The organism is Flavobacterium oncorhynchi (genome assembly GCF_002217355.1).
Lineage (GTDB): Bacteria > Bacteroidota > Bacteroidia > Flavobacteriales > Flavobacteriaceae > Flavobacterium > Flavobacterium oncorhynchi.
In genome coordinates this window covers 52478-72124 of sequence record NZ_MUHA01000023.1, presented here as the reverse complement: position 1 = coordinate 72124, position 19647 = coordinate 52478, and the positions used below count along the sequence as shown (strand labels likewise).

At 33.5% G+C, this 19647-nt stretch carries 16 protein-coding genes; 13 read left to right on the top strand and 3 right to left on the bottom strand.

Annotated features, from left to right (window positions below; all coding sequences use genetic code 11):
- Positions 1 to 142 precede the first annotated feature (142 nt).
- Entirely contained in the window at positions 143 to 2767 is a 2625-nt protein-coding gene (locus B0A75_RS14640) for a phosphatidylglycerol lysyltransferase domain-containing protein (protein WP_089055024.1), read from the top strand.
- A 73-nt stretch (positions 2768 to 2840) separates the two neighbouring features.
- Here the strand turns inward: B0A75_RS14640 and B0A75_RS14635 are convergent, their stop codons facing one another.
- Complete coding sequence (locus tag B0A75_RS14635) at positions 2841 to 3596, bottom strand: polysaccharide deacetylase family protein (RefSeq protein WP_244284406.1); 756 nt, start codon at positions 3594 to 3596, stop codon at positions 2841 to 2843.
- Positions 3597 to 3817: 221 nt separating this feature from the next.
- On the opposite strand from B0A75_RS14635, the gene B0A75_RS14630 reads away from it, so the two are divergent.
- From B0A75_RS14630 to B0A75_RS14615, 4 genes are all read left to right on the top strand, one after another.
- A complete protein-coding gene (locus tag B0A75_RS14630; protein WP_089055022.1) occupies positions 3818 to 4735 on the top strand; it encodes a bestrophin family protein in 918 nt (305 codons plus the stop codon).
- A 34-nt stretch (positions 4736 to 4769) separates the two neighbouring features.
- Entirely contained in the window at positions 4770 to 5462 is a 693-nt protein-coding gene (locus B0A75_RS14625; protein ID WP_089055021.1) for a response regulator transcription factor, read from the top strand.
- Positions 5452 to 6819 (top strand): sensor histidine kinase, encoded by a 1368-nt coding sequence (locus B0A75_RS14620; RefSeq protein WP_244284405.1) that lies wholly within the window; start codon positions 5452 to 5454, stop codon positions 6817 to 6819. The genes B0A75_RS14625 and B0A75_RS14620 overlap by 11 nt, the downstream gene beginning before the upstream one ends.
- 294 nt (positions 6820 to 7113) lie before the next feature.
- Positions 7114 to 10329, top strand: a complete 3216-nt coding sequence (locus tag B0A75_RS14615) for a TonB-dependent receptor (protein ID WP_089055020.1) — start codon at positions 7114 to 7116, stop codon at positions 10327 to 10329.
- Positions 10330 to 10410: 81 nt separating this feature from the next.
- Here B0A75_RS14615 and B0A75_RS14610 read toward each other — a convergent pair whose 3' ends face one another.
- Both B0A75_RS14610 and B0A75_RS14605 read right to left on the bottom strand, forming a co-directional pair.
- Positions 10411 to 12072: a serine hydrolase domain-containing protein gene (locus B0A75_RS14610; RefSeq protein WP_089055019.1), complete on the bottom strand. Its 1662-nt coding sequence runs from the start codon at positions 12070 to 12072 to the stop codon at positions 10411 to 10413.
- Positions 12073 to 12150: 78 nt separating this feature from the next.
- Positions 12151 to 12963 carry a helix-turn-helix domain-containing protein gene (locus tag B0A75_RS14605; RefSeq protein ID WP_089055018.1) on the bottom strand — a complete coding sequence of 271 codons (813 nt, stop codon included), beginning with the start codon at positions 12961 to 12963 and terminating at the stop codon, positions 12151 to 12153.
- Between the two features lie 266 nt (positions 12964 to 13229).
- Between B0A75_RS14605 and B0A75_RS14600 the strand changes: the two genes are divergently transcribed.
- The 8 genes from B0A75_RS14600 (at position 13230) to B0A75_RS14565 (ending at position 19604) form a co-directional block, all read left to right on the top strand.
- Positions 13230 to 14357, top strand: coding sequence for an NAD(P)/FAD-dependent oxidoreductase (locus tag B0A75_RS14600; RefSeq protein WP_089055017.1), 1128 nt, complete (start codon positions 13230 to 13232; stop codon positions 14355 to 14357).
- Positions 14358 to 15071, top strand: coding sequence for a methyltransferase domain-containing protein (locus B0A75_RS14595; RefSeq protein WP_089055016.1), 714 nt, complete (start codon positions 14358 to 14360; stop codon positions 15069 to 15071).
- A complete protein-coding gene (locus B0A75_RS14590; RefSeq protein WP_089055015.1) occupies positions 15068 to 16120 on the top strand; it encodes a type III polyketide synthase in 1053 nt (350 codons plus the stop codon). Before B0A75_RS14595 ends, B0A75_RS14590 begins: the two co-directional genes overlap by 4 nt.
- A 12-nt stretch (positions 16121 to 16132) precedes the next feature.
- A complete protein-coding gene (locus tag B0A75_RS14585) occupies positions 16133 to 16573 on the top strand; it encodes a 3-hydroxyacyl-ACP dehydratase FabZ family protein (protein WP_089055014.1) in 441 nt (146 codons plus the stop codon).
- The gene (locus B0A75_RS14580; RefSeq protein WP_089055013.1) at positions 16570 to 17844 is read left to right on the top strand and encodes a beta-ketoacyl-[acyl-carrier-protein] synthase family protein; all 1275 of its coding nucleotides are present in this window, start codon (positions 16570 to 16572) and stop codon (positions 17842 to 17844) included. Before B0A75_RS14585 ends, B0A75_RS14580 begins: the two co-directional genes overlap by 4 nt.
- A 4-nt stretch (positions 17845 to 17848) precedes the next feature.
- On the top strand, positions 17849 to 18103 hold the full coding sequence (locus B0A75_RS14575; RefSeq protein WP_089055067.1) for an acyl carrier protein: 255 nt from the start codon (positions 17849 to 17851) through the stop codon (positions 18101 to 18103).
- The gene (locus B0A75_RS14570) at positions 18100 to 18597 is read left to right on the top strand and encodes a 4'-phosphopantetheinyl transferase family protein (RefSeq protein ID WP_089055012.1); all 498 of its coding nucleotides are present in this window, start codon (positions 18100 to 18102) and stop codon (positions 18595 to 18597) included. The genes B0A75_RS14575 and B0A75_RS14570 overlap by 4 nt, the downstream gene beginning before the upstream one ends.
- Before the next feature lie 317 nt (positions 18598 to 18914).
- Positions 18915 to 19604: a VIT1/CCC1 transporter family protein gene (locus B0A75_RS14565; protein ID WP_089055011.1), complete on the top strand. Its 690-nt coding sequence runs from the start codon at positions 18915 to 18917 to the stop codon at positions 19602 to 19604.
- Positions 19605 to 19647: the final 43 nt, after the last annotated feature.

Below are 19647 nucleotides of genomic sequence, written 5' to 3'. Positions count from 1 at the left end.
TAAGCGTATTTTTAACTGTTATTTTCTTTTTAAAATTCAGTTTTAAACATTTGCAATCATTCCTTTAAAAAAAGAGTTAAAAAATTATAGAATACAGAACTTATAGATTGTTTTAATCCTAAAATAAATAAGTCCTTTTCTTATGAAAGAGATAAACAAAACCAAAACTGCTTTCCACTCGCTCCAAAAACAAATTGTTGCTTTTTTCTTAAAAAACGGAAAATTGTTAGGTCAAATTACTTTGACCTTAGTTTTCTTTATAATTGCTTTTTGGTTTATAAAAGAAGAACAAAGTGAGTTGTATCAAATAAAAAACAGCATAACCGCAGCGCAGCCTCAATGGATTCTTATTGCCTTACTTGTTACAATTCTATATATTTTTCTTCAGGGTTTATTATATGTCGTTTCATTTTCGGCTATTGGCGCCATAGTCAGCTGGAAAGATGCAAATGCCCTGTTTATAAAAAGAAACTTTATTAGTGTATTTCTTCCTGCCGGCGGCATCACTTCACTTTTGTTCTTTACTGAACGTTTATCAAAAAAAGGAACAACTAAAACTGAAATTCATTTAGCCTCTGCTTTATACGGATTTGTTGGAATTTTATCAGTTGTACTTCTTGCAATACCTCTATTTCTCTTTTCTCTGCTAAAGGGAAGTATTGGCTGCAGCGAATGGCTGGTTCTAGCACTTGTTATCTTTATTCTGCCATTACTTTTTGTTTTAATCAATTCGATAATTCAAAAAGGAAGTTTTTACAAATTTCTACTGAAAAGCTTCCCTAAAACAGAACCTTTTTTAAGCGATTTGCAGCAGCATAAAATCAATAGAAAAAACTTTCTTAAAATTGTACTTTGTTCTTTATTAATTGATCTTACTGGAATTATACATATTTACATCGGAATGAAAGCAATGCAGCTAGAAGCTTCCTTCATAGCCGCTTCAGTTGCTTATGTAGTTGCCGTGATCTTTTTAATCGTCTCTCCTTTATTAAGAGGTCTTGGCGCCGTAGAAGTCTCTATGAGTTATATTTTAATAAAATATGGATTCAATAATATGGAAGCCGTTGCAATAACACTATTCTATCGTGTTTTCGAATTTTGGCTGCCTTTGCTTGCGGCTGTATTTTTGTTTGCTTCAAGAATCCAAAAACTAATTTTACGAATAGTTCCTGCACTACTTTTGTTTGTACTAGGTGTTATAAATATTATTTCGGTTGTAACGCCTGCCATTCACAGCAGGCTTTTAACTCTTAAAGATATTCTGCCTATTGAAGCCATACATACCTCAAACTATTTGGTGCTCACAACAGGTTTATTTCTCTTGGTAACGGCAGCTTTTATGCTAAAAGGACTTCGAGTAGCTTGGTGGTTTGCCGTATTATTATCTATAATTTCATTAATTGGGAATCTTACCAAAGCCATTGATTTTGAAGAATCTACTATTGCTTTTTTAGTACTTTGTGTTTTAATTGGAACACGAAAAGAATATTACATAAAAACCAATCCAAAACTTGGACTCATCGGTTTACAAACTTCATTATTAAGCATATTAGCCGTTTTAATTTATGGAGTTCTAGGCTTTTATTTCTTCGACAAAAAACATTTTGATATTGATTTTAGTTTTATGGAATCTATTCGATATACACTTCAAAACTATTTTTTAATTGGCAGTGATAACCTGCATCCAACAGGAACTTTTGCGATGCATTTTTTACTATCACTCAAAATTAGCGGCTTTCTTTCTTTTGCCTTCTTAATTTTTACATTGGTAAAACCTTCAATTCTAAAAAACACTGTCACTCAACAAGAAAAAGAAACTGCCAATGCACTTCTAGAACAATACGGTAAATCAAGTTTGGATTATTTCAAAACCTATTTTGATAAACTGCTTTTTATTTCAAAGAATCAAAATGCGTTTCTTTCTTATAGATTATCAGGAAATTTTGCGGTTGTACTAGAAAATCCTGTTGGACGTGATGAACAGGAAATCCGTTCTTGCATTCTTGAATTTGACCAATATTGTTATGATTATGGATTAAGAAGTATGTTTTATCGTATTCCAGAAGCAAACTTAAAAATGTATACTCAAATGGGGAAAAAATACTTTTTTGTTGGTCAGGCTGCAGTTGTAGATTTACAGGAGTTTCATCTTGAAGGACAAAACAGAAAGTCTTTGCGAAATTCTATAAAAAAAATCACCGATTTAGGTTTGCGAGCTGTTATTAATGAGCCTCCAATAAAAGATGGTTTACTCCAGCAAATAAAAGCCGTAAGCGATCAATGGCTTATGGAAACTTCACGAAAAGAAGTCCTTTTTTCTCAGGGTATTTTTCTTTGGGAAGAACTCAAAAAACAAACCATTATTACAGTAGAAAATAGCGAAGGTAAAATTCTTGCGTTCTTAAATATCATTCCCGATTATAAAAAAAACGAAAATACTTATGACTTAATCCGAAAAACAAATGATGCACCAAATGGTATTATCGATTTTATGATGGTAGCACTTTTTAATCATTTAAAATCACAAAATGTTTCCTTTGTAGATCTTGGTCTTGCGCCAATGAGCGGAATCGAAAACCCGCAGACTATTCAAGAAAAATCAATGAAATATGCTTACGAAAAACTAAAATCATTTTCGCATTATAAATGTCTCCGCGATTTTAAAGAGAAATTCTCGCCATCATGGCAAAATCAATATATTGTTTTTAATGATGATTACGATCTGCTCCAAATTCCGCAGGTTCTAGCAAAAGTAATTAAAAGCTGAGTAGAAAGTAAAAAGTCTTAAAGTCAAAAAAACAAAGATTTTCAGATTATTAAAGATAATCTCTTACTATTATTTATTTCTGAGGAAGAAGATCATCTAAATCAGACAGTTTATAAAACTTAAGATCATTTAGTTTCATGTACTTGCAGATAAACTCCAAAGTTTCAATTTTTACCTGATAATTTTCGGTTACATTTTTCACTGGTTTATGACCGCACAAAAGCAAAATTTTATTGTTTTTCTTCGCATAATCAAGTAATTCTAAAACATAAGGAATACTAAAATGAATATGACTGTTATCAATATCAAAAGCAAATACTATTTTTTTATTATTAAAATAGCTATCCTGTTTTTCTGGAACTTCACCTCCAAAAGCTCTTCCTCTAATAATTTTAAAATCGGCAGATAGCGCTTTATCAAGAGCATCCGATCTTTCTCCATAAGGATATGCAAACGAAGTCACCTTAAAAGATTTCTTTTTCATGGAAACAATCATTGGATCAATTTCCTGCTTCATGTATTCATCAATTCCATTTTTCTGCACAAACTTTACTGCATTATAATGATGATAACCATGGCCTGCAATTTCATGTCCTTCTTTTTGAAGCTGCAGCAGTTTTTTCATTTGAGGAGCTCCAATAGAATCAATTCTGCACACATTAAAAGTGGCTTTCCATCCATATTTCTTCAAAGCCTGATCAGCCTCAAACCATTCATCAACATAAGCATCATCAAAAGATAAAATTACGCCAGCCTCATAAGAATTTGGTTCTGGTTTTTTCTTTTTGCTGTCGCAGCCTAAAAAAGTTAGTAACAGTAAAAATGCCATTGTTTTGATTAAAAAAAACTTCATAAACTGCGATCAATTAGTTAACAATAAAATTTTGATTGTTTTGTTGAATGATAAATTTAAGAACCAAATATAAACTTTTTCTGAAATCATTTACTTACACGTGATATAAATAATACTATCCTACATTCTCTATTATTTTTCTTGTAACAGGTTGTACTTTTAACTATTTTTATGGTCAATAATTTCTCCGCTTTCAGATGATTATAAAGAAAAAAGATACTTGGTTTAAAATGCTCTTTGAATGGAAAGGTTCTGTTCTGCCTCAGCTTCTTCCCAGACTTGTATTATTGCTGTTATTCTCCTTTGCAGTAGTTTATTTTAAGCCTTATCTTATTCAATACAACTTACATATAAATCCTGCCATTTTTACTTTATTTGGTATTGCACTGGCTATTTTCCTCGGATTTAGAAACAGTGTAAGTTACGACAGATTTTGGGAAGGTCGAAAACTTTGGGGCGCACTGCTTAACGACACTCGATCTCTAGCCAGACAAAGCATTACTTTGATTAATGACAACACTTATGAAGCAAAACGTGATAACTTTCTTAACTTACTTATTGCTTTTGTTTACAGCTTAAAACATCAGCTTAGAGAAACAGATTCCGCACATGATATGACTCGGCTACTTCCAAAAGAACTTGCAGAACAGCTTAAAGAAGTTCAGTTTAAACCTATCATCATTTTACGTGAATTAGGTCTTTGGGTAAAAAATGCCAAATCGGAAGACAAGATTGACAGCATTACCCAACTAGCTTTTGAAGAAAACCTAAACAAACTCTCCGATATAGTTGGCGGCTGCGAAAGAATCGCGAGCACACCAATTCCGTATACTTATAGTGTATTATTACACAGAACCGTTTACATTTATTGTTTTTTATTGTCTTTTGGCTTTGTAGAAACAATGGGATGGATTACACCTTTTATAATTGTATTTATTGCCTATACCTTTGTTGCACTTGAAGCAATTGCTGATGAGTTAGAAAATCCTTTTGGACTTCAGCCCAACGATCTTGCTCTAGATGCAATGTCGCAAATGATAGAAAACACACTTTTAGAATTGAATAATAAAAAAGTAACTCCAATAAAAAACTCAAATGATTATTGTATTTCTTAGTTTATAATAGTCAGCATTACAATTATATCTAATTATGAATAAAGTATTATTAGTTGAAGATGATCCAAGAGTTGCTTCCTTTATTAAAAGAGGACTTGAAGAACATCTTTATGAAGTTAAAACAATAGCAAAAGGTTTTGAAGCCATAAAAGAAGTTACTGAAAATGAATATAATATTATCATTCTAGATATTATGCTTCCTGATATAACAGGATTTGAAGTTTGCGAAGCCTTAAGAAGCAGAAAAATTATAGTTCCAATTCTCATTTTAAGTGCGCTCGATACACCACAAGAAAAAATAAAAGGATTGCAAGCCGGTGCCGATGATTATCTCTCAAAACCGTTTATGTTCGAAGAACTGCTGGCAAGAATAAACGCTCAGCTTCGTCGTGCCGAATTTAGTAACGGAATTCTAGATTTTCAATCGTATGCCGGAGTCGAAATTAATATGAAAGAACAAAGTGCTTCTAGAGACGGAAAGGAATTAAATCTTTCATCCAGAGAGTTAAAACTCTTAATCTTTTTTATGAAGAATCGGGAAAAGGCTTTATCTCGAACTGCAATTGCTCAAGCCGTTTGGAGTATCGATTTTGATTCAACATCAAACACGGTGGACGTTTATATTAATTATCTGAGAAATAAAATAGACAAAAACTTCGCAGTTCCATTAATTCATACTATTAAAGGAACAGGATATATGCTCAAACAAAAGAGTCATGAATCTTAAAAACAAACTGTCTTTAAATTCGACTCTGCTTTTTGCCTTTACGATGGGGCTTCTTATGGCAGGTGCTTTTTTCTTGTTTAGAAGTCATATGAAAGATTTGTACATCGATACACTGGAAGATCATGCCATGACTACTGCCCTTTTTTACTTTGAAAAAGATGAAATTAAGGAAATCAACAACGAGCGTTATCGACAGATTGAAATTCAATACAATAAAATCGACAACGAATCTATTCGGGTTTACGATGCCAAAACAAAAAAACTTTATGTACGCGACAATATTGATATTGATTTAAATGATCAATATTTAGACCATATAATCAAAAACAAAATGATGTCGTTTACTATTAATGACAGACAATTTGTTGGATTATTCTACAAAGACAATCAAGGAGATTTTATAATTGTTGTTTCAGGAATTGATCGTGCCGGCAATAGACAGCTTGAAACATTAGGATTAATGTTCTTACTGTTCTATTTAATTGGCATACCTTTAAACTACTTTTTAGGCACTTTTTTGTCAAGAAAAACATTTCGTCCATTTGAAGAAGTTATTGCCAAAGTAAATACCATAACTACAGAAAATCTTCATTCTAGATTAGAAATTCCGCAAACCAGCAATAAAGACGAAATTAAAGAATTGGCAACCACTTTCAATTATCTGTTAGAAAGATTAGAAAGAGGGATTATGATTCAGAAAAACTTTCTGAAAAATGTTTCTCACGAACTAAAAACCCCCCTTACGATTATTATTGGAGATATTGATGTTTCATTGCAGCAGCCAAGAGCAAACGAGCAATATCAGGATATATTAAAATCGCTCCGAAATGACACTTTACACTTAAAAGCTACTCTAGAAGGTTTATTAGTATTATCTGGACTTGAACTTTCTGAACCGCAGCAGATGGAAACGGTGAGAATAGATGAAATTCTATGGAATGTTCTGGAGAAAAAAGCTATTGAATATCCTGAATCTAAAGTTTCGGTAAATTTAGACGCCATCGCAAATCATGAAGATCTGCTTTCTGTTTACGTCAATAAACACATGGTATTTATAGCTTTGTACAATATTTTAGATAACGCCATTAAATTCTCATCGCCTGCGCAAGTGAATGTTTTTGCTTTTTCAGAAAATGATAAACTTCTAATAAAAATTATAGATCAGGGACCTGGAATTTCAGATCATGATAAAGATGCCATTTTTGATCTCTTTTTTAGAAGTGATAACACGCGTCATATACAAGGACAAGGATTAGGCCTTTTTATAACCATGCAGATATTAAAACTTCATAATATCAAAATAACGGTGGATTCTCAACCCAAAAAAGGCACTTCATTTTCTCTTTTGTTTCCTTAAAAAAATCTTCATTTTTCAAGAAACCTGTATTAAATTATTTCACTCCTTTTTACAATCCGTAACATTGAATTAACACTCTAATCTTTTTCTAATCTACTTTAAACCTAACTCTAATCTATTAATTTTCACACATTTAAATAAAGCATTGATTTTAAAGCGTTAAATCATTTTCATTAAAATAACACCTTAGTAATTTTAAGATAACACGGAATAGTTTTATCATTTTAAGTTAACAAAAACGTTAAATCCGATCGAAACAAACTGAGTTTCTTTGTCAAATAAAAACTAAAAATAATGACAAAACTAAAACTCTTTTTTTCAGCTTTAATGCTCCTTACTGTAGGAAACATTTTTGCTCAAATTACAACTTCATCTTTAACTGCAAAAGTTAATGACGGAACAGGTCCTTTAATTGAGGCCGAAGTAACGCTTACTCATTTACCTACAAATTCAGTTTACAAAGCTGTAACAGACAAACAAGGCCGATTCAGTTTCGAGAATTTAAGTGCTGGCGGTCCTTATGAATTAGAAATTAAAAGTGCAGACACTAAAGATTATTCAAATGCAAATATACATTTAGCTCTTGGTGACAACGATTTACCTGCAATTGTAGTTAATAAAGCAGATAATACTGTATTGGCAGAAGTTGTTATTACAAGTTCTAAACCTTCTTCTAAAAATAACGGAACCAATATTAACGAAAAACAAGTAAATGGGCTTCCGTTAATCAACAGAGGAATTCAGGATGTTACAAAACTAGTTCCACAAAGTTCAAACAACTCATTTGCAGGAACCAATTTTAGATACAACAACGTAACTATTGATGGTTCTATCAATAACGATGCAATTGGTTTTAGTCCATCTTTAGGCGGTCAATCTGGTACTTCAGGTATGCCGGGAAGCAGTACACGTTCTAACTCAATAAGTTTAGATGCTATACAAGATATTCAGGTTTATATTGCTCCTTATGATATTAAACTTGGAAACTTTTTAGGAGGAAGTGTAAATGCTGTTACACGCAGCGGTACAAATACGGTAAGCGGATCTATTTACAGTTATGGAAGAAGCGCCGCAATCACAGGACCAAATAATGCTGGCGACGGCTCAAAAATGCCAAATGCTTTTGGGGATTACCAAGTTGGTTTTAGATTAGGACTTCCAATTGTAAAAGACAAATTATTCTTCTTTACTAATATGGAATATGCTGAAAGAACTGACCCTTTATTTTACAATGCAGGACAAACTGATGCAAACGGAAAAGTAACTTCGTTGATCGATAATGCAACAGCAGAACAAATATCAAATTTTGTAAAAACCAATTACGGTTTTGATCCAGGAACTTATGGTTCTTACAACAACTTTTCTAAAAGTCAAAAATTCTTCAATAAATTAGACTGGAAAATCAGCAATAAACATTCTCTTTCGTTGCGAAATAATACAGTAGTTTCTCAAGCTTCAAACCTAGAACGTGATGCGGCAAACTTTAGATTCTCAAGTATGGATTTTACACAAAAAAATCAAGCAATAAGTACTGTTTTAGAATGCAAAAGTCATTTCAACAGCCAGTGGTCAAACTCCTTCATTGCAAGTTATTCAGCCATTAAAGATTATCGTGATCCAAAATCAAGCAATATTATGTTTCCCCAAACAGAAATTGGTTATAATGGAGGAACAATATTCTTAGGAAATGATCGTGAAGCGACTGTTTTTAACATGAAACAAAACACAACTGAGATCACTGACAACCTAACGTACAAAACAGGAAATCATACTTTATTGTTTGGTACACACAACGAATTTTACGATATTAACTACGGTTTTGTAAACGCTCTTAACGGAAGAGTTTCCTATAAATCTCTTGCAGATTTCTACAGTAAACTGCCTACTCGTGTTCGTGGTACTTATCCGTTTGACGGTTCAACAAGAGATGAGATCTTTAATAATCCTTATGCAAAATTCAAAGTAAACCTTTACAGTGTTTATGTGCAAGACGAAATTAGAATTGGCAGTAAATTAAAAGTTACTCCTGGAGTAAGAGTTGATTATACAGATATGCCGACTAAGCCAAATTTAAGCCCGCAAGTTCAAAACTCTCCTGCCGATCCAAACTATGGAACAACGTATTCTTACACGCCTTTAAGCCAAATAAAAAACAACTTTTTCAGCACAGCATTAATTTCACCAAGAGTTGGATTTACTTATAATGTAGACGAAGACAAAACGCTTGTTTTAAGAGGTGGATCCGGAGTATTTACAGGAAGAGTTCCTTTTGCATGGTTAGGATATGCTTATTATAATGATGGTGTAGGTTACGGAAGCTACGATAAAAATAATTTAACTCCAGCTCAGGTAGCTGCTACGGGAGATCCTTTAAAAGCTAATGGCTTAAACGGTTATCATGATGCAATACCAAAAGTACAAGCAGATTTAATTGATAATAAATTTAAAATGCCAGCCGTTTTAAGAAATACACTTGCAATTGATAAAATTATCGACGGTTATAAATTTACTACTGAAGGAATGTATACAAAAGTAATTCGTGATTTAGAATTTCAACAAGTAAATAAAACCGATAATCCGTATTACTTCTCATACGATACAAATCATCAAATGCCAATTTACGCGGCAAATATCAATCCTGCATTTTCAAATGCTTACTTACTTTCAAATACAAGCAAAGGATATCGATACAGTATTACTGAAATGATTACAAAAACGTATGATTTTGGTCTTAACTTCATGGTAGCTTATACTTACGGAGATTCTAAAGATGTTACAAACGGAATTCGTAACTCGATGGAAAGTAACTTCCAAATGAACCAATCTTTAACACCAAATGATCCACAATTAGCAACTTCGAATTTCAATATTAAACACCGAATTGTTTCTAATGTTGGATACGCTGTAAAACTTGCTGATAATAATACTTTCTCTGCAAATGTGTATTTTAATGCACAATCAGGAAATCCGTTCTCTTGGGGATTTGTAAACTCAACAATTGCAGGAACTGGACAAGCAGCAGGATTGGCTTACATTTTTAAAGATGCCGCAGAAGCAGCAAAATATATTGGAGTAAATGCAGCAGGAGTTCCTTCAGCTACAGCAGCACAACAAGTTGCAGACTACGAAGCTTTCATTAATGGACATGATTATTTAAAAAGCAGAAGAGGAACATTCACACAAAGAAATGGCGATACTACACCATGGAACATTCAAGCTGATTTGAAATTAATGGACGAAATCAAAGTTAATAAAGTTGGTACATTCCAAATTTCATTCAGCATGGCAAACGTTGGAAATCTAATCAACAAAGATTGGGGAAGAAGTTATTTTGTTCCAAATACCTATAATTCAACAGCAAGTCTTGGGTTAACAAAATCAGGAAATATTAGCGGAACTGCTACTGGCGATCCTACTTATACTTTCCAAAAACCTACGTCAGCACCTTATACTGTAGATCAATTAGCCTCAAGATTCCAAGGACAGCTTGGACTTAGGTATTCGTTCTAAAAGAATTTGTTTGATTTTTTTTTGATTATCCTTCAGTTCCACCTTTAATGGAACTGAGGGATTTTTTTATAATACTATGTATTATTTCAATAACGCAGGCAAAATATATTCCTGTACAATCTTATCTGCCTGAGCATGAGCATAAGGTTTATTATACGCTTTTGATGTAATAATAATGACAAGAGGAAGCTCTTTAAAAACAATAAATTCGTTTCCGCCATTTCCTGCACAATAAAAAGTTTCATAATTCTTACCTTTAAAAGCAAAGGTTTTATTCCAAAACAAATAACCATAAAACTGATTATCTCTTTCCGGGATCTGAATTTGTTTAGTAAACGTTTTATCTATCCAATCTTTACTTAATATTTGTTTTCCGTTCCAGATACCGTTGTTTTTGTACAATTGAGCATATTTCGCATATTCCAGTGAAGTCATTTGTAAACTTCCAGCAGTATTAACCACCTTTTGAGGCGTATATTGCCATTGATATTCGGTAATATTTAAAGGCTTAAAAAGTTTCTCTGCTGCATATTTCTCTAAACCACCAGGAACAGATTTATTCAAAATATCGCCTAATACTACAACTCCTGCTGTAAAATAATCCCATTGACCTCCGTTTGTTTTAGCTTTATTCATTGGTAAATCAAGAGTAAATTTAACCCAGTTGTCTGTTGGATACATATTTTCTTCGTTGCCAGGCGATTGCCCATCTATGTCAGATCCGTCAATAGCAGAGCTCATTGTAAGCAAATCTTTTATTTTTACCCTCTCTTTTTCAACGTCGTAATGATCAAATTGCTTTAAATCATAGAACTTGCTTAAAGTAACATTTTCATTTTTAATATAACCATCCTGTATCGCTAATCCCATGAATGTTGAAGCAAATGATTTTCCTGCAGAACGTGTATCATGTAACGTTTTTCTATTGGCATCATTAAAATACTCTTCCAACATTAATTTACCTTCTCGAATTACCACCACACTTGTTATTTCTTTTAAATTATATTGACCAATAGCCGTATTAAGTTCCTCAATTTTCTTTTTGTCAAATGGCAAAGTCGAAACCTCCCAGCCGCTATTGGGTTGTATTTCCTGAATCTCGATTTCTTTTGCCGTTAATTGAGGTGTTTTTATAATTAATTCTACCTGTCCCTCGGCAATTAAACTTCCCGTTTTAACCTCACTTGCATCATTTAATTTTATATACGGTCTGATTTCTATTTTTAGTAAATGCTTCCCTTCTATTAAAGCTTTTTCTCCTCCATTATTCTTAAATCTTTCCCACATATAAATTGCCCACCAGTCCTCTCCTTTTGAACTAGTTAGAGGAACACGAAAAGTAATAGATGTTTTTTTATTTCCTCCAGATCCAAAATTAGCTCCAAAATGAATATTTTCTTTATAAATAAACTTACCATCTACATAAAAGGAAAATTGAAGATTTCCAGATTCTAAAAGTTTTTCTGCCGGTACATCTGGCGCTAACTGATGCAGATAATTAACAACAGAATTCCCCATAAAAACCCTGATATTTAAATCCGATTTGCGTTTAAGCTCAAATGATTTTAGCATATCCGAACTTTTATATTGCTCTAATGGAATATTTCCATTCATAAAAGTCACTTTACCAATATTCGATTTTTGAAGATCTGTTGTAATGGCATCTGTGGGATACAAATTATTATTCTGAGCCGTTAGATTGTGGCATAGAAAAAGTAGAAACATTGTAAGAATTCGATTCATGATTTGATTTTTTTGATTGATTAAAGGCAAAAATAAGTCTCCTAAAACTGTAAAACTTGTACAGAATTAACGTTACAACTATTTTTTGAAAAGAATCTTTTTATGTGCAGAAGGATTTATACCGTTGATTTCCTTAAAGCAACGATTGAAATGGCTTTGATCTGAAAAGCCACATTGATACGCAATTTCTGTAAAAGACTGCTGTTTAGAACTCATTAACGAAAGCGCCTTTTCAACTTTTAATTTCCTAATATATTCACCCAAAGTACAATTAAAATACTTCGAAAAATCTCGTGAAAGATGCATCGGATGAATATTAAGTATTTGCGATAAATAATCTAGAGTCAGCAAATCGGTAAATTGTTCGTGAAGAATTTCGTCAATCATCTTGACCCATTTTGGATTTTTATGCAAGACATCTTCAGAGCTTTTTTTAAGTTTAGACAATATTTCCAGCAATAAAGTTTGTGTAGAAAGATCTGAATCACCATCATCAATTTTTGAGGCCCTAAAAATTTTATACATCAGCAGTTTAATATCGGGATTACTAATTTTAGTACTTCCTTCTAAAACATCGCTGGTTAAGGACAGTTTATCAAACCATTCCTTCTCTATTTCAAGATGAAAGCCTCTAGTAAACACATCTGGTTTGATATTATAATGTGCATCTTGCCAATTATGAAACAACAAACTTCCAGGAACACAATTATAGACTTCTTTTTTATTTCCTTCAATCACATTTCCTTCAAGAATAAAAGTAAAATAAGCATGTTCGTGATAATGCCACTCCACTTTAGGATGTGTATAAACAGTATCAGTCAAAGTAAGTCCGTCAAAACAAACTGTTTTGTTTGTTTCTCCGTAAAACTCCCCTTTTTGCGAATGTTTCATAAGTACTTTGAATAGAATTACTGATAGGTAAAAAACTTTCTTTTGAAATTTAACGATATAAATATAATAATGATTCCGTTCAAATTACAAAAGAAGAAGCAGTATAAAATAGAAATAGCTGGTTAAACGATTTCATGCCTTATTAATCCAGCTTTTTCTATTTGATAATTTAATACTTCTTGATCATTTATTTTATTTATCATTCGAAACGAACTTAATATCCTCATTTTAACCATTATCTAAGATATAATTTCTAAATTAGTGATATGGAAACAAATCCGGATGTACTCATTATTGGCGGCGGACTAGCCGGTTTGACTGCGGCTATTCATTTGTCTCAAAGGAAACTAAAAGTAATTTTGATCGAAAAATCCAGTTATCCTAGACACAAAGTCTGCGGTGAATATATCTCTAATGAAATCCTTCCCTATTTACAATGGCTCGGCGCCGATGTTTTAGAACTAAATCCCACCAGCATTTCAAAATTTGAATTTACTGCCAGTAACGCAAAAAAAGCTTCTACACAACTTCCATTAGGAGGCTTTGGCGTAAGCCGATATATGCTTGATAATTTTTTATATCAAAAAGCATCAGCCCATAGCTGTACTATTATTAATGAGACTGTTACTAACGTATTTTTTAATAATGATATATTCACCATAAATACTTCTGATCAAACTTTTAATGCAAAAATAGTTTTAGGTGCTTTTGGAAAAAGATCAAACATAGATCAAGTTTTGACAAGAAACTTTATTCATAAAAAATCGCCTTGGTTAGCCGTAAAAGCACACTATTCGGGTAGTTTAGACAATGATCTTGTGGCGCTTCACAACTTTAAAGGAGGTTATTGCGGAGTTTCTAAAGTCGAAAACAATGTCATAAACATCTGTTATCTGGCAGATTACAAAACATTCAAACAATACAAAAACATTGAAGACTATCAACAAAATGTACTTTATAAAAATAAACATCTCAAGGCCATTTTTGAGAATAGTCAACTCCTCTTTGATAAGCCTTTAACTATAAGTCAAATTTCTTTTGACAAAAAGCAAGCTGTTGAAAATCATATTTTAATGATCGGCGATACAGCTGGACTTATTCATCCGCTTTGCGGCAACGGAATGGCGATGGCAATACACAGCGCCAAAATAGCATCAGAATTAATCTTAGAATATTTTTCGGAACAACAAATGCCTCGCGAAATAGTCGAAAAAAAGTATACTGAAGAATGGAATATTCATTTTGGAAAAAGAATGCTTTGGGGGAGAATTCTGGCTCAAATTTTAACTCACAAAACCATTACCAACATACTTGTTACAATAGCTGCATCGTTTCCTAAAGTAATATCAAGAATAATAAAACAAACACATGGCAAAACAATAGCAATTCAGTAAATGGCCGTAAGCACCCAATATAGAACACTCGCTCCTGAGATTATGGATGATTTTTCTCTTGAAGGAGAAGAACTCCAAGCTGCACTTGACCAAATTGCACGCATAAATCAATTGCTTGGCGGCAACAAACTCACTCTTCACGGAATAAAACAATTGCTGAAAAAGACTGATACTGCCCAAACAATAACAATTGCTGATATAGGCTGCGGCAACGGTGATATGCTGCGAATGCTGGCGAAATTTGGTAAAAAAAATAACCTCAAATTTAAACTTATCGGCATTGATGCAAATGCATTTACTATAAAATATGCCCAAAATTTATCAAAAGAATATTCTAATATCCAATATTATTGCGAAGACATTTTTAGTCCCGAATTTGAAAGCTTAAAATATGATATTGTATTATGCACCTTGACACTGCATCATTTTACCAATGTCGAAATATTAAATATAATTACTACCTTTAATAAGAATGTTGAGGTTGGAATTATTATTAACGACCTGCATCGTAGCAAACTAGCTTATCACCTTTTTGAATTAATTTGTGTTCTTTTTAGTTTGAATAAAATGTCGCGTGAAGATGGACTAATATCTATTTTAAGAGGATTTAAAAAATCTGAATTGGAAGAGTTCTCCAAAAAGCTAAGCTTAAAACACTATACCATAAACTGGAAATGGGCATTTCGCTATCAATGGATAATTACTAAAACATGAGTGTAAAAATAGTAACAGTTGCCAAGCAGCTACCACAATATTCAAGAGAAACGTCCGAAATAATTCCAATGCTGGAAGGCTGGCTTCACGGACAAGACGAACGCTTTATCAAAAAAGTCAAAAAAATATTTGAAGGCGCCGCTGTAGACAAACGTTACTCTATAATGGATCCTGAATCTGTTTTTACTGCAACTTCGTTTGAAGATAAAAACGACATTTATAGTCGGGAAGTTATCATACTTGGCGAACAAGTTTTGCAAAAAGCACTCGAAAAAGCCAATTGGAATCCCGAAACTTTAGACTATATCATTACTGTAAGCTGTACTGGAATTATGATTCCGTCGTTAGATGCATACCTTGTCAATAAAATGAAATTAAGGCAAGATATTGTACGGCTTCCTGTAACCGAAATGGGCTGCGCAGCGGGAATATCTGGGATTATTTATGCTAAAAATTTCCTGAAAGCCAATCCCGGAAAACGTGCTGCTGTAATTGCTGTAGAATCACCAACAGCAACTTTTCAGCTTGACGATTTTTCGATGCCCAATATTGTTAGTGCAGCTATTTTTGGCGATGGTGCAGCTTGTTGTTTGTTGTCCTCCTATAATGAGGATTCTGGTCCCGAAATACTTGATGAAGAAATGTATCATTTTTATGATGCTGAACATATGATGGGATTTAAACTCACTAATAATGGTTTAAAAATGGTGCTGGATATAGAAGTGCCAGAAACTATTGCTTCCCATTTCGAAGATATTATTCATCCGTTTCTACAAAAGAATAATTTAAAAATTGAAAATATTGATCATATGATATTCCATCCCGGTGGGAGAAAGATCATTAATAAAGTAGAGTCACTTTTCTCAGAATTAGGAAAAAACATAAACTCAACTAAAGAAGTACTTAAACAGTATGGCAATATGTCGAGTGCAACAGTTTTATACGTTTTAGAACAAATTATGGACGAAAACCCGCAAGCTGGAGAAAAAGGATTAATGCTCAGTTTTGGCCCAGGATTTTCGGCACAACGAATTTTACTACAATGGTAATTAATTAGATAAATGACAAAACTAACCGAAATTCTAGCAAAGCTGCCTTACAGCAAACCTTTTCTATTTGTAGATGAATTGCTTCATGTGAATGAAAATAGTGTTATTGGAACTTATACTTTTAAAGAAGATCTTGATTTTTATAAAGGGCATTTTAAAGATAATCCAGTAACTCCAGGTGTAATTCTAACCGAAACGATGGCACAAATTGGTCTGGTTTCTCTTGGTATTTATCTGTTAGGAAATAACTTTAACAAAGATACCGTAATTGCTTTTACATCAGCCGATATGCAATTTTTAAAACCTGTATATCCTAACGAAAAAGTAACAGTGACTTCTCAAAAATCATTTTTCAGATTTGGAAAATTGAAATGTGATGTAGTAATGACCAACGAAGCTGGACAAGAAGTCTGTAAAGGCATTATGGCTGGTATGATTACAAATAAATTATGAGCAAACGAGTTGTAATAACAGGATTAGGCGTTGCTGCTCCAAATGGAGTTGGAATCTCCGAATTTAGTCACGCCATAAAAAATGGAATATCAGGAATACGTCACGATATTCAGTTAGAAGAACTTCAATTCTCTTGTCAAATTGCAGGAAAACCTGAAATATCAGAAGAATTAAAAGCACAGTATTTTACAGAATTGGAACTTCGTGGTTTTAGCAGCACTGGTATTCTGTATGGTGTAATTGCAGGTATTGAGGCCTGGAAAAACGCCGGATTACCCATAGAAATTAACGATGATCCTGATTGGGACAGCGGAATCATTTTTGGTTCCGGCACCTCAGGAATTGATAAATTTCGCGAAAGCATTTATAAAATAGATGAACTTCAGGTTCGAAAATTAGGCAGTACCGTAGTAGCTCAAACCATGAATAGCGGTATTAGCGCTTATCTTGGCGGAAAACTGGGACTTGGAAATCAAATTACAACAAATTCATCAGCCTGCTCAACAGGAACCGAAGCTATTTTAATGGCTTACGATCGTATACAATCCGGACAGGCAAAACGTATACTGGCAGGAAGCACCGGCGATAGCGGACCATATATTTGGGGCGGCTTTGATGCCCTTCGAGTTTGCAGTTCAAAATACAACGATAATCCTGAAAAAGGTTCTCGACCAATGAGCGCCTCTGCTGCAGGATTTGTACCTGCAAGCGGTGCGGGTGCATTGGTAATCGAAGATTTAGAAAGTGCCTTAGAACGTGGTGCAATTATTTATGCCGAAATATTAGGAGGAAATGTAAACTCAGGCGGTCAACGCGGTAACGGAAGTATGACGGCTCCTAACAGTACTGCTGTGCAACGCTGTATTACCAATGCAATTAATAATTCTGGAATCTCTGCTACTGATATTGATGCTATAAACGGACATCTAACCGCCACCACAAAAGACAGTCTTGAAATTGAAAACTGGACCAAAGCATTAAATCGAAAAGGAAATGATTTTCCGTACATCAATTCCTTAAAAAGCATGACCGGGCACTGTTTAAGTGCTGCAGGAAGTATCGAAAGTATTGCTGCAATACTACAAATTCACGAAGGTTTTGTATTTGGAAATACCAATTGCGATGATCTTCATCCAGAAATTACGGCATTGATAGATCCATCTAAAATACCTTTAAAAACAGTTGAAATTAGTCCAAATATAATTGCCAAAGCCAGTTTTGGCTTCGGTGATGTAAATGCCTGCATTATCTTTAAGAAATTTAAAAAATAAAGCTATGAACAAAGAAGAACTTATCGCTAAATTAAAATTGATTATAAAACCATATACAACTAATAGCGAAGCCTATGACAACCTTAATGAAAATACTGATTTCATTAAGGATCTAAATATCAATTCGGCTAACTTGGTAGATATTGTGCTGGATATCGAAGAAAACTTTGATGTAGTAATTGATAATACCGATATGGAACGTATGCTAAATGTAAAAGCTGCCGTAGAAATCATAGAAACTAAGTTATCTGAAAAATGATTGGCAATGATGTTATAGATATTCAACAAACGCGACAGGAAAGCAATTGGCGGCGTAAAGGTTTTATACAAAAACTATTTACACTAGACGAACAATTGCTCATTTCAAATGCAACAAATCCTGAAATTACAGTTTGGCTGCTTTGGAGCATGAAAGAAGCCGCTTATAAAATTTATAACCGCCAAACCAAAATAAGAGAATATATCCCGCAAAAACTCGTTTGTTCTATCGCCTCGCAAAACCAGAATACCGCTGCAGGCATTGTTACCTGCTTCGAAAATATTTATTATACCAAAACAATCCTTTCTAAAGACAATATTCATACTATTGCAGTCAATCTTTTAGACAATTTGAATAATGTAAAAGAAATCGAAGGAAAGTCTATTCTAAAAGATAAAAATGGTATTCCCTACTTACTCACTTCTCAAAATACAGTTCAGGAGGTTTCGGTAAGTCATCACGGACGATTTGAAAAAGTGGTGACTATTCCTTAAAGTAAGTAAGTTTTTAGTGAGGTAAAATATTTATAGAATTTCAATAAGACAAATAAAAAAAGCTCCGGAGGTGCGGAATATATTTTGATTCTGAAAAAGAATATCGCTCCTCTGGAGCTTTATATTGTAAAGATCTATTCTTTGGTATAAATATTTCGCTTCTCTGAAGCTTACAAATAAGAAATTATTTTTTGAACAGTCACAATTTCTGAAATGCACCTGTTCCCCTGAAAATTTAGAATCATTCTACTAGCTTTTATCTGATTATCAAACGCTTTTTGAAGTAACTTCATAGTGAAATAACAAAAAGCGTACTAATGGAAGCTGAAAATCATTATATCAATAGAAGCGGCTGGCTTAGAGCAGCTGTTTTAGGTGCAAACGATGGAATTTTATCTACAACCAGTTTAGTTATTGGTGTTGCGGCTGCCACTACTACGCGAGAGCCTATTTTACTCGCTGCAGTAGCAGGTTTGGTAGCGGGGGCACTTTCTATGGCTGCAGGAGAATATGTATCTGTTAGTTCACAATCTGATGTTGAAGCAGCTGATTTAAAAAGAGAAAGTCATGCACTGAAAACCATGCCCGAAATTGAACTCGAAGAACTCACGGATATATATGTACAAAGAGGATTAAGCAAACCTTTAGCACACCAAGTTGCAATGGAATTAACGGCTTATGACGCGCTCGAAGCACATGCAAGAGACGAACTAGGAATAAACGAAATCACACAAGCAAATCCATTAATGGCTGCTTTTGCATCGGCTGTATCCTTTATTGTTGGAGGATTGCTTCCGGTTTTAGTGGCAATTTTTGCCCCAATACGCGATATGGTATTTTATCAATATGGTTTTTCGATACTCTTTCTTGCTTTTTCAGGAGTTTTGGCCGCTAAAGCAGGAGGTTCAAACATATTAAAAGCAGTGTTTCGCATTTGTATTTGGGGAACTTTTGCAATGGTAATGTCTGCACTCGTAGGATATATCTTTGGTGTTCAGACTACTTAAAAGAAAAGAGCAGTCCAAAATGGAGCTGCCCTTTCACCAACAA

What these genes read in the sequence shown, in the direction of transcription:
- B0A75_RS14640 (WP_089055024.1), top strand. Translation starts at nt 143, where the DNA reads ATGAAAGAGATAAACAAAACCAAAACTGCTTTCCACTCGCTCCAAAAA.
- B0A75_RS14635 (WP_244284406.1), bottom strand. Translation starts at nt 3,596, where the DNA reads ATGGCATTTTTACTGTTACTAACTTTTTTAGGCTGCGACAGCAAAAAG.
- B0A75_RS14630 (WP_089055022.1), top strand. Translation starts at nt 3,818, where the DNA reads ATGATTATAAAGAAAAAAGATACTTGGTTTAAAATGCTCTTTGAATGG.
- B0A75_RS14625 (WP_089055021.1), top strand. Translation starts at nt 4,770, where the DNA reads ATGAATAAAGTATTATTAGTTGAAGATGATCCAAGAGTTGCTTCCTTT.
- B0A75_RS14620 (WP_244284405.1), top strand. Translation starts at nt 5,452, where the DNA reads ATGAATCTTAAAAACAAACTGTCTTTAAATTCGACTCTGCTTTTTGCC.
- B0A75_RS14615 (WP_089055020.1), top strand. Translation starts at nt 7,114, where the DNA reads ATGACAAAACTAAAACTCTTTTTTTCAGCTTTAATGCTCCTTACTGTA.
- B0A75_RS14610 (WP_089055019.1), bottom strand. Translation starts at nt 12,072, where the DNA reads ATGAATCGAATTCTTACAATGTTTCTACTTTTTCTATGCCACAATCTA.
- B0A75_RS14605 (WP_089055018.1), bottom strand. Translation starts at nt 12,963, where the DNA reads ATGAAACATTCGCAAAAAGGGGAGTTTTACGGAGAAACAAACAAAACA.
- B0A75_RS14600 (WP_089055017.1), top strand. Translation starts at nt 13,230, where the DNA reads ATGGAAACAAATCCGGATGTACTCATTATTGGCGGCGGACTAGCCGGT.
- B0A75_RS14595 (WP_089055016.1), top strand. Translation starts at nt 14,358, where the DNA reads ATGGCCGTAAGCACCCAATATAGAACACTCGCTCCTGAGATTATGGAT.
- B0A75_RS14590 (WP_089055015.1), top strand. Translation starts at nt 15,068, where the DNA reads ATGAGTGTAAAAATAGTAACAGTTGCCAAGCAGCTACCACAATATTCA.
- B0A75_RS14585 (WP_089055014.1), top strand. Translation starts at nt 16,133, where the DNA reads ATGACAAAACTAACCGAAATTCTAGCAAAGCTGCCTTACAGCAAACCT.
- B0A75_RS14580 (WP_089055013.1), top strand. Translation starts at nt 16,570, where the DNA reads ATGAGCAAACGAGTTGTAATAACAGGATTAGGCGTTGCTGCTCCAAAT.
- B0A75_RS14575 (WP_089055067.1), top strand. Translation starts at nt 17,849, where the DNA reads ATGAACAAAGAAGAACTTATCGCTAAATTAAAATTGATTATAAAACCA.
- B0A75_RS14570 (WP_089055012.1), top strand. Translation starts at nt 18,100, where the DNA reads ATGATTGGCAATGATGTTATAGATATTCAACAAACGCGACAGGAAAGC.
- B0A75_RS14565 (WP_089055011.1), top strand. Translation starts at nt 18,915, where the DNA reads ATGGAAGCTGAAAATCATTATATCAATAGAAGCGGCTGGCTTAGAGCA.